The following is a 9,695-nucleotide window of genomic DNA, read 5'->3' as shown; positions in this document are numbered from 1 at the left end:
CCATGCCATAATGCTGACATAATTGCGCAATACGCTCCTTGAACCGACCTGTTGGAATGAAAACAAAGTTTTGGTTAAAGCCGCATTCTTGTTTTTTTTCTTTGTTCCAACCAAAGACGATTCTCCCAATTGAGTGGTGTAAACAGAAGTCAATGACCTTGCGCGCAGCTTTGTGGATTGCATCCCGCATCCGCCGGTTTCTTTTTTCCGTAATTCGACCAAGCTTTTGCAATCAAAACCCCGGCAGCTTGTGAGTCTTGAGCCTAGCCAGCTCCTTGTTGTACCCCTGGTTAAAGGACTTGACTTTGCGGCCGTCAATGATGAAGCTATGTCCTAAGTTGCTAACGCACGTAAGCCAGTTGTTGACTCCGTGGTCAATTGCTAAAGCTTTTCTCAGATCCAGCGATTGAGGTCGAGCAGGCTTGGCATAGACCCACTTCAGCTACAGACTTGCAGGTCTGTTGCGCGGCGGAAACATACATTGCGATGAAGTGCTTGCTTTGGGTTCTCCCCATCTCAGCGCAAAGCTCACCATAGCTTGCCCATCGCTTCGTCTTGAAATAGACTTGTCTCGCATAGTACAAAGCACAGTTGCTTATTAGACTGTTGACACACTAATAGGGGGACTAGCTCTCTGTTCCTGACTATAACCTGCTGACAGCCGTACTCCATCATTGTTGGCAAGCGGCATGACAACCGTAGTCTGACATGGGCAAGCGATAATGCGAGAGGAAAGTCAACGGTACAATCACTACAACCATGGTGTGGGGCTAGCGGTTGTTTATCTTATTTTTTGGCCAAAGAGAAGGAAAGAGGTCTTGGTAGGAGAAGTCAGGAAGAGGTTGTTTGAGCTATGAAACTATATCAACGACCCCCATCATGGGTAAGCGACCAAAGTCGCTAGCGGGCTTTTCCGCCCCGCACTCAAGTGCGGGGCTACCAAGCTATTCTTTTGTGTGGCTCGGCAAGCCCTAGGGGAAGTGGTGGAGCCTGTCTAGGCGAATCTAAGTCAGGTTTGAACTGGGGATCTGGTGGGGGGCAGGCACCGGACTGAGAAGCGCCCACCGTTGGGCAAAGGCTTAGCCAACAAGCTGGCAGAGGGTCTCTTGTCTTTCTCGGTCTTGTTCGGCCAGCTCCTGAATGGCCCGTTGGTACACCTGGGCGGGTGTGGATCCCTGGTCGACCTGCTTCAGCCAGCGCTGGGCCTCGTTGCCCTGTTGGAGCAGAGTTTGCAGGGGAGCCAAAAAGCAGCCCAGGCCCTGGGGTTGGCCGAGGCGCCACGCTTCGGTCAGCAGCTCTTCAATCCACTCCTGGGCCACCCGTTCTCGGCCCGTGCGCCAATCGACCAGACGGGCTCGCAAGGACTCGCGAGCAGCGGCCTGCTCGTTGGCCTCGCAAAGGCTCTCCAGCTCCGTCGGTGTCAAAGGCCCCCGCAAGGGATCCAGAACCTCCGGCTGGGATAGCAATTGCCAGAGGCGGGCCTCCACCAAGGCAGCAATGGCCAGGACCATCACTGGATCCGCCACCAGGTCGCAGATGCGCAGCTCCACCCGGTTGAGATGGTAGGGCCGCTCTGGGCCGTTGGGCCGCACAGAGGCCCAGAGGTGGCGCACATTCTGCATCGTGCCCAGGGCCAGTTGCTCCCGCATCCAGGCGATGTAATGGGCGTGATCCCGGAAGAAGGGCACCTGGGCCGGCGTTTTGGGAAACACCTGCCAACGGCTGGAATGGTAGCCTGTCACCTGGCCGTCCAGAAACGGAGAAGAAGCGCTCAGGGCCAAGTACAGGGGAGCTTCCGCCCGCAGCAAACGGCAGGCAAGAAAAATGGCCTCGCTATCCGGCAGGCCAACATTGATGTGAATGCTGGCGGTCACCACCCGCGTGCCGTAGGTGCGCTCGATGTAGTCGTGGTAGGGGTTGTCCGGATCCGAGCGCTCAAAGTGGTCGCTGCCGCCCAAAGCCAGCGTGCTCCCCGGCAACAGGGTGTAGGGGCCAAGGCGGCGCAAAAATTGCCGCAGTTGCAGCCGAGGCCGCAGCAGGGCACAGAGCAGATCCTCGTAGCGGCGAAGGGGCGGAGTGATGTACTCGACGTTGCGCCGATCTGGTTCTCGCACAAACCCCGGCAAAGCCTGGCAGATGCGATCCGACAACCCCACCACTTCTCCGGCGGCGGTGCCGGTGTACATCTCTACCTCAAAGCCCTTGGTCAACAGCACAGGCCAGCCTCCAGCCGCAGCCTCCTCAGTCTAACCTCTACCCATTTTCCCAGGGTTGTGTAGGAAAGGGTTTCTCGCACTACCGTACAATGTCGGCAACGCTTGAAGACGATCGTGGGGAAGGGGCGGCGTGCGGGATCCCATCTACATTCTGGGAGCAGGGCCGGCGGGCATGGCGGCTGCCTACCGCTTGACCCAACTGGGCTTCCCTGTGGTGGTAGTGGAACGGGAAGACAGGGTTGGGGGCTTGGCCAAAAGCATTTGCTACCGGGGGTTCATTCTCGACTATGGCCCGCACCGCTTTTTTACCAAGATCCCAGCGGTGCTGGAGCTGTGGAACCAGGTTTTGGGATCCGAACAAGTGACTGTCCGGCGGCTTACCCGCATCTACTACCACAAGCACTATTTTCAGTACCCCATTCAAGCCTGGGAAGTCCTGCGCAAAGTGGGGTGGTGGGAAAGCCTGCGCATTGTCCTTTCCTATCTTTGGGCACAACTCATTCCGCGGCCAGCTCCCCGCAACTTTGCCGATTGGGTCAAGGGCAAATTTGGCGCTCGACTCTTTCAGATTTTCTTTGAAGGCTATACAGAAAAGCTTTGGGGGATCCCTTGCACCGAGATCAGTGCTGATTGGGCTGCCCAGCGCATCAAAGGTCTCAGTCTTGGAGAGGCTATACGAAAAGCATTGGGGTGGAATCGAGGTTTGGTGAAATCTCTAATCGATCAGTTTCAGTTTCCTCGGCTGGGATCCGGCCAGCTCTACGAAAAAATGCAGGAGTTTTTGCTGGCCGAAGGTCAAAAAGTTTGGCTAAATACAGAGGTCATTGCCCTTAGGCATGAGGGATCCCGGATTGTCAAGCTGCAATTGCGCAATCTTCAGGATGGAAGTGAAACATGGGTCTCCCCCTCCCACGTCATCTCCTCGATCCCTCTGACAGTTTTGGTGCAGAGCCTACAGGAGTTGCCTCCTCCAGAGGTACTGCAGGCAGCCCGCAACCTCAAGTTTCGCAACACCGTTTTGGTTTATCTGATTGTGGAGGGATCCCAGCTTTTCCCCGATAACTGGCTGTATATCAACGACCCAACAGTGCAGGTCGGTCGGGTAACCAACTTCGCCAATTGGTCGCCGGCTATGCTCCCCAACCGAGAACAAACCCCCTTGTGCTGTGAGTATTGGTGCAACTTTGGGGATCCCTTGTGGCAAGCTCCCGAGGAGCAATTGCTGGCTTTGGCCGAGAGGGAGCTACGCCAAATTGGCCTGCTGCAAGGCCAGAAGATCTCTGGCGGCTTTGTGGTGCGCCTACCCCGCACCTATCCTATCTACACCGGCAGCTACAAAGAAGACTTGGCCATCTTGCGAAGGTACCTCGGCCAGTTTGAAAACTTGCAACTGGTGGGCCGCTATGGCTCGTTTAAGTACAACAACCAGGATCACAGCCTGCTGATGGGCCTATTGGCGGCCGAAAACGTTCTCCGCCCCGGCAGCCACGATCTCTGGCAGGTGAACTCCGACAGCGATTACCAAGAAGAGATCAAAGTGCCACCCGCACCCGCGAAGGTCCGACGATGAGCTTCTCGCTTGGCCCTCTTTTGCGGCAAAGCTGGCAGCGTCTTGCCCCTTTCTCTATCCAGGTTTTGCTGCCAAGCTTAGCCTTGACAGGGCTGGAGATCTTCTTGATCTCCCTCTGGAGCAAGGGGGATGACTATGCTTCTATCTTCAAGGGTTTAACCCAGTGGGATAGCCACTGGTATCTGGGGATTGTGCGGCGGGGCTATCAGTTTGTGGGCTTTGACAAGATCGCCTACGAGCAGAGCAATGTGGCTTTCTTTCCGGGCTATCCTCTGACGGTGGCCATCATGAGCCGCCTGTTAGGAGTTGAGCCGGAGCTGGGGCTTTATCTTACTGCCCAGCTCTTTTGCTGGCTGATGTGGATTTACCTTTTCCTGTTTTACCGCCGCTGGCAGATCCCCCCTCTTGGGCAAGTTTTGGCCAGCTTAATCATCCTGGTCTATCCCAGTAGCTTCTACTTGGTAGTGGGCTACAGCGAGTCTCTGTTCGTAGCCAGCCTGCTAGGTTTTTTCTACTGGTCAATGGACTTGAACTCTCTCCGGGCGGCACTTTTGGCTGGGGCCCACGGTTTGGTGATGAGCGCCACCCGCATTGTGGGTTTGCCGGTGGCGCTGGTTCCTCTGCTGCGACTATCCCACCCTTGGTTTTGGACAGCCAGCGCTGTTGTTCTGGCCTTGTTGGGTGGGCTGGGCTTTTTCCTCTACTGCCAGCTCCGCTTTGGCCGTTGGGATCTCTACCTGGAAATGCAGCGCTACTTTGGCCCCAGTTCTTTCGATTATTTGGCTATTATTCGACCTCGTACTTATGCCCCCCTCTTTTCTAGTGGCTATTGGCAGTCCTTGCTCTCCTTTTCCGAGGCTTTGGGGGCTGGGATATGGGCCATTTCCCTCAGTCAACTGTTTGTTCTCCTCACGCTGGGATCCCTAGTTATTACAGGCCTGCTGGATGGGTGGAGTGTCCTGGCCGGCAAGAGCCGGCGCTGGCAAGAGCGGCTGGGGTTTCATTTGGCTGCCTGGGCCATGTTCTCTATTTCCGTGGCTGGCATGAGTGCCGTGGCCCAGAGAAGTATGATCCGCTACTGCCTGCCAGTTCACATCCTGCAGGTGCTGGCCTGGTTGCATGGGATCAGATACACCGATTTCAGCTTCATCCCCCAACAGGTGCGTTTCTATCTTGACAGTGTCCTGAGGCTGGGCTATTGGATCTTGGCTTTAGTCTTCTTTGCCCTCAACCAAATCCTCACCTGGCGCTACGTCCAGCATCTTTGGGTGGCTTGATCGAACCTTGGTGGTGAAGCTGATGAGTTTGCGCCCTGGCCCTCCGTTGCAGCAGATTCGCAAATGTTTAGTTTGCTTTCCTACTCGGATTTTTTTGCTGGGCTTAGCGCTGACTATCCTACAGGTGTTGGCGATATACCTTTGGACAAAACGCGGCAGCTGTGCTTCTGCTTTTACAGCCCTGAGCCAGCGCGATAGCTACTGGTACCTGAGCATTGTGGAGCGGGGGTATCAGTTTGTGGGCTTTGACAAGATTGCCTACGAGCAGAGCAATGTGGCCTTCTTTCCAGGCTATCCCCTGGCGGTGGCCGCCATGAGCCGCCTGTTGGGAGTTGACCCTGAACTGGGGCTTTATCTCACTGCCCAGCTCTTTTGCTGGCTGATGTGGATTTACCTTTTCCTGTTTTACCGCCGCTGGCAGATCCCCACTCTTTGGCAAGTTTTGGCAAGTCTGATTATCTTGGTCTATCCCAGCAGTTTTTACCTTGTCGTGGGCTACAGCGAATCCCTCTTCATGGCCAGCTTGTTGGGTTTTTTCTACTGGTTGGCCTGCTTGAATTCGATGAAGGCAGGGCTCCTGGCCGGGATCCACGGTTTTGCGATGAGTGCCACCCGCATTGTGGGTTTGCCGGTGGCGCTGGTTCCCCTGCTGCGGCTATCCCGCCGTTGGTTTTGGACGGCAGGCGCCGTTGTTTTGGCCTTGTTGGGGGGGCTGAGTTTTTTCCTCTACTGTCAGCTCCGCTTCGGTCGCTGGGATCTCTACATGGAGATGCAGCGCTACTTTACCGGCGTCCAGGCCAATTACCAAGCCCTTTTCCAGGCTCATACCTATGTTCTTTCCCCTGAGCGATGGCAGGTCTTGCTCTCTCCTTCTGCACCGCTGCAGGATCCTGGCCTGTGGTCTGATGCTCTCAGCCAACTGTTTGTGTCTGTTACGCTGGGATCCCTAGTTGTTACAGGCTTGCTGGATGGTTTGAGTGTCGTGGCCGGTAAGAGCCGGCGCTGGCAGGAGCGGCTGGGGTTTCACCTAGCTGCCTGGGCTATGTTCTACATCGCTGTAGCCGGCATGAGTCCCCTAGGCCAGCGAAGCATGATTCGCTACTGCCTACCGGTTCACCTCGTGCAAGTGCTGGCCCTCCTGCACTGGGCCAAGCACACAGATTTCGGCTTCCTTCCCCTGTGGGCGCGCCCCCACCTAAGCAGAGTTCTCAAGCTGGGCTATGGGCTTCTGGGCCTGATCTTCCTCGTCCTCAACCAGATCTTGACCTGGCGCTACGTCCACCATCTCTGGGTGGCTTGACCCTGCTTTCTTGAGGATAGGATGTGAGGGATCCCGACTTCTCACCGACTGAGAGCTGTGGCGTTTTCCTCTCCCCACAAGTGGCCTCGGCAGAAATCGTCCCTGCGAGTGGCTCAGCCCATCGAGCCCACCAAAATTTACCCCTGCCCCTGTTGCCACCAAGGTCAGTTGCGCCTGATTACCCTGACTGAGGCTTTTGGCTGCAGCCGTTGCCAGAATATTTTCGCCATCACCCCCGACCGTTTGCACATTGAGCAACTGGCCGTCTCCTACCCCTACCGTAAAATCTGGTTCTGGAACGGCCATCAGTGGGTGTTGCACCGGCAAAGCACTTTCCAGGGATCTGCGCTCTTGGGCCTCACCCTCAGCCTGGGGGTTGCTTTGGCGGTGGGGTTTCTGGGCGTGTTGCTCTTCCCCAGCCAAGCCCAGTTGCTCAGTTGGTTCCTGATTCTTTGCCTGTTGCTGACGCTGTTGATGGTGACGGCGATCCTGCTGCTGCGGCGGCCTTGAGATGCTTGGGATCGTTGCCAGGGATCCCTAGTTTCAGCCCTTGTGGATCTAGCCATTTCTTGTTAGCAGTGGTCAGGAGCAGGTCTGTCGTCGGTCAGCCGGGCAGGAGGGAAGCGAGTGACCGATTTTGGTTCAGCCTTTGACCTCAGCACCACCCTGCGCCAGGTGCGCCGCTTGCTGCCTCAGCTCCAGCGCTTGAGCGGCGAAACCAAACGCCAGGCCCTGCTGGCTCTCTCGCGCCGTTTGCTGGAGCGCTCCGATCTGCTGTTGGAGGCCAATACCCTCGACCTGGAAAGCTGCCGCGAGCAAACCCTGCCGGAGTGGATCCTCAACGGCCTCAAGCTTACCCCCGAGCGCCTGCAGCGATCCGCCCAGTTGCTTGCTCTCCTGGCCCAACAGCCGGATCCCATCGGGAGCCTGGAGAGGGGGTGCCGTCAGGACAACGGGCTGTTTATTGGCCGCTACCGCGTCCCTTTGGGGCTGATCGCCTTGGTCTACGAGATCTACCCCGAGTTTGCCTTGAATGGCATTGGCATGTGTCTCAAGACGAGCAATGGCGTGATCTTGGCCGGCAGCGGCCCCATCCAGAAAACCCATCAGGCCCTGGTCAACCTGTTGGCAGAGACCGCCTACGAGCACGGGATCCCGGAAGGGGCCATTCAAACCCTCCCCGCCCAAGACCAAGCGACCGATCCCCAGGCCGATTCCCCACTGTTGCTGTTGTTGCAGCAAACCCGCTATGTGGATCTGGTGATCCCCTGCGGTCGCCCCGGCTGGGTGGAGTTCCTGTTGCAGGCCAGCAAAGTGCCGACTCTGGTCACGCATCTGGGGTACGGCCACATCTATGTGGATCGCACCGCTCCTTGGCCTTTGGTGAAGTCGGTTTTGTTGGATCCCTTGGCTCGCTATGGCCCAGAAGGGATCCCGATCTATCAGCCCCTCACCCTTTGGCTGCTGATCCACACCGATTGGGCCGCCCATCATCTGACCGCCCTGATTGAAGACTTGCTGGGTCAAGGGATCGATATACAGGCAGCAGCCCCCATTCTGGAGCGATTCTCCCAGCTTCAGCCGCTGGGGGAAGGCTTTGACTCCACAGAACGGCCTCATCTGCGCCTCCAGCCCGTTGCCGACCTGACGGAGGCGATCGCCTGGATCAACAAAAATGGCTGTCGTCAATCGGAGACGATCCTCACCGACAGCCAATCGGCAGCCCAGCGCTTTCTCCAGGAGGTGGATGCCGCCCTGATCCACATCAACACCTCTCCCCTCTCGGCAGGCCGGGGAGCCGGGATCCCCACCTTGGGAGCGTTTCGCGACCTGTCTTTGGGCATTTCCACCCAGCGGCTGCACGTGCGCGGGCCCATCGACCTGGAAGCCTTGACAACGGTGAAGGTAGTGGCTCAGGGTGACCTGTAGCAGGGGAAAGTTGGGATACCGAACTGCTGTTCTCCCCAAAAGCCAAGAGATGGCGTGAGACTAGAAAGGGAGGAATGCCGGCCCCGTCGTCCGACGTCCAACCCAGCCCAACAGACAGGGGGGAGAACTCCTTTGGGGATTGACCTGCGCAGTTACGTGTTTTTGGATCGGCTCCAGCCCCAGTACGCTGCTTATCTGGGCACGGTGGCCCAGGGCTTTTTGCCTCTGCCAGGGGATACTTCCCTCTGGGTCGAGATTTCCCCCGGCATCGAGATCAACCGCGTTATGGACATCGCCCTCAAAGCCACCTCGGTAAGGCCGGGGCTGCAGGTGGTGGAGCGCCTCTACGGCCTTTTGGAGGTACACTCCAGCAACCAGGGGGATACCCGCACTGCCGGTCGGGCCATCCTGGCGGCTTTGGGGGTGAGCGAAAAGGAGCGCCTCAGGCCGCGCATCATCTCCAGCCAGATCATTCGCAACATCGATCCCCACCAAACCCAGTTGATCAACCGTTTCCGCCGCGGCCAGATGCTCCTAGCCGGCCAAACCCTCTACATCCTGGAGGTGCAGCCGGCAGGCTATGCCCCCCTGGCCGCCAACGAGGCAGAAAAATCGGCCCGCATCAACATCCTCGAAGTGATGCCCTTTGGCAGCTTTGGCCGCGTCTACTTGGGCGGGGAAGAGCAAGATATTCTGGCTGCCTGTCGGGCTGCCGAGGAAAGCTTGGCGGCGATTTCTGGCCGGGATCCCCTACTATTGCCCGAGGAGGTGTAGCCGTGGCAACATCGGAGCCCAAACCTTCCCCAAAACCTGGCTCGCCCCTGCCCCCAGGTCGGGATCCAGCGGCAGATCGGGTGAGGCTGCTCACGGAACTGGCCGCCCCCTACCGCAGTCTGCGGCGCTTTGTCTACCTGGCGGTGGGTTTTTCGGCCACCATCGGGGCATTTGTATTTTTCTTTCGAGCCTTGGCAGGGCGGGATCTGGAGACCACCCTGCCCAGCTTGGCCTTACAGTTAGGGATCCTGGCCGGCGCCCTCGGCCTCAACAGGCTGGAAAGCCACTCCCAGCAAAAGCTGGTCAGACGGATGAAGCAGCGCCTTAGCAGCCAAAAAGACTTGCCCCGTCCGCCCGAGGGCGATGCCCCGCTTTAGGGCAGGGACGGCTAGCCTGTCAATAGTCCCAGTCCCCTTGGCGGGGATCGGAGTCGTCTTCCTCGTCGGCGCTGGGAAGATAACGGCGGGCTTCCTGGGGCCACTTTTGGGCTATTTGGATGGCAAGAAAGGCCGCGAGAGCCACTAAAACTGCCAAGGTGAGAATTGGAATCGCCAGGATCACCACTGCGCCCAACACGTAGATGGCCACCTTGGGCAAGGAAGGATCCACCCTCCAGCCACGCCTGTACA

General features: G+C 57.7%; 9 protein-coding genes and 3 pseudogenes. 8 read left to right on the top strand and 4 right to left on the bottom strand.

The features are described from left to right. Both NW809_RS08085 and NW809_RS08080 read right to left on the bottom strand, forming a co-directional pair. Positions 1-190 (bottom strand): annotated as a pseudogene (locus tag NW809_RS08085) (RNA-guided endonuclease TnpB family protein); the annotation flags it as partial. 42 nt (positions 191-232) lie between these two features. Next, positions 233-379, bottom strand: coding sequence for a hypothetical protein (locus NW809_RS08080; protein WP_346426101.1), 147 nt, complete (start codon positions 377-379; stop codon positions 233-235). Between the two features lie 343 nt (positions 380-722). Between NW809_RS08080 and NW809_RS08075 the strand changes: the two are divergent. After that, positions 723-854, top strand: a pseudogene (locus NW809_RS08075) (IS200/IS605 family transposase); the annotation flags it as partial. 225 nt (positions 855-1,079) lie between these two features. Here NW809_RS08075 and gshA read toward each other — a convergent pair. Beyond that, positions 1,080-2,216, bottom strand: coding sequence for a glutamate--cysteine ligase (gene gshA / locus NW809_RS08070; RefSeq protein ID WP_414401903.1), 1,137 nt, complete (start codon positions 2,214-2,216; stop codon positions 1,080-1,082). Positions 2,217-2,346: 130 nt separating this feature from the next. Here gshA and NW809_RS08065 point away from each other — a divergent pair, with 130 nt between their 5' ends. The 7 genes from NW809_RS08065 to NW809_RS08035 all read left to right on the top strand — a co-directional run bounded on the left by NW809_RS08065 (position 2,347) and on the right by NW809_RS08035 (position 9,443). Further along, positions 2,347-3,786, top strand: coding sequence for an NAD(P)/FAD-dependent oxidoreductase (locus NW809_RS08065; RefSeq protein ID WP_414401902.1), 1,440 nt, complete (start codon positions 2,347-2,349; stop codon positions 3,784-3,786). Next, the gene (locus tag NW809_RS08060; RefSeq protein WP_414401901.1) at positions 3,783-5,063 is read left to right on the top strand and encodes a hypothetical protein; all 1,281 of its coding nucleotides are present in this window, start codon (positions 3,783-3,785) and stop codon (positions 5,061-5,063) included. The genes NW809_RS08065 and NW809_RS08060 overlap by 4 nt, the downstream gene beginning before the upstream one ends. Before the next feature lie 124 nt (positions 5,064-5,187). Further along, complete coding sequence (locus NW809_RS08055) at positions 5,188-6,363, top strand: hypothetical protein (RefSeq protein WP_414401900.1); 1,176 nt, start codon at positions 5,188-5,190, stop codon at positions 6,361-6,363. A gap of 57 nt (positions 6,364-6,420) precedes the next feature. Then, complete coding sequence (locus NW809_RS08050) at positions 6,421-6,873, top strand: hypothetical protein (RefSeq protein WP_414401899.1); 453 nt, start codon at positions 6,421-6,423, stop codon at positions 6,871-6,873. A 117-nt stretch (positions 6,874-6,990) separates the two neighbouring features. After that, positions 6,991-8,292 (top strand): gamma-glutamyl phosphate reductase, encoded by a 1,302-nt coding sequence (locus NW809_RS08045; protein ID WP_414401898.1) that lies wholly within the window; start codon positions 6,991-6,993, stop codon positions 8,290-8,292. 132 nt (positions 8,293-8,424) lie between these two features. After that, positions 8,425-9,066, top strand: a complete 642-nt coding sequence (locus NW809_RS08040) for a hypothetical protein (protein ID WP_011429402.1) — start codon at positions 8,425-8,427, stop codon at positions 9,064-9,066. Positions 9,067-9,068: 2 nt separating this feature from the next. Beyond that, entirely contained in the window at positions 9,069-9,443 is a 375-nt protein-coding gene (locus tag NW809_RS08035; protein ID WP_414401897.1) for a DUF3493 domain-containing protein, read from the top strand. 19 nt (positions 9,444-9,462) lie between these two features. On the opposite strand, the pseudogene NW809_RS08030 reads toward NW809_RS08035, so the two are convergent. Continuing rightward, positions 9,463-9,695, bottom strand: a pseudogene (locus tag NW809_RS08030) (hypothetical protein); the annotation flags it as partial.

Origin of the sequence: Synechococcus sp. WC101 (genome assembly GCF_047461555.1) — a bacterium.
Classification (GTDB): domain Bacteria; phylum Cyanobacteriota; class Cyanobacteriia; order Thermostichales; family Thermostichaceae; genus Thermostichus.
This window is presented reverse-complemented; position numbering and strand designations above follow the sequence as displayed.

What these genes read in the sequence shown, in the direction of transcription:
- NW809_RS08060 (WP_414401901.1), top strand. Translation starts at nt 3,783, where the DNA reads ATGAGCTTCTCGCTTGGCCCTCTTTTGCGGCAAAGCTGGCAGCGTCTT.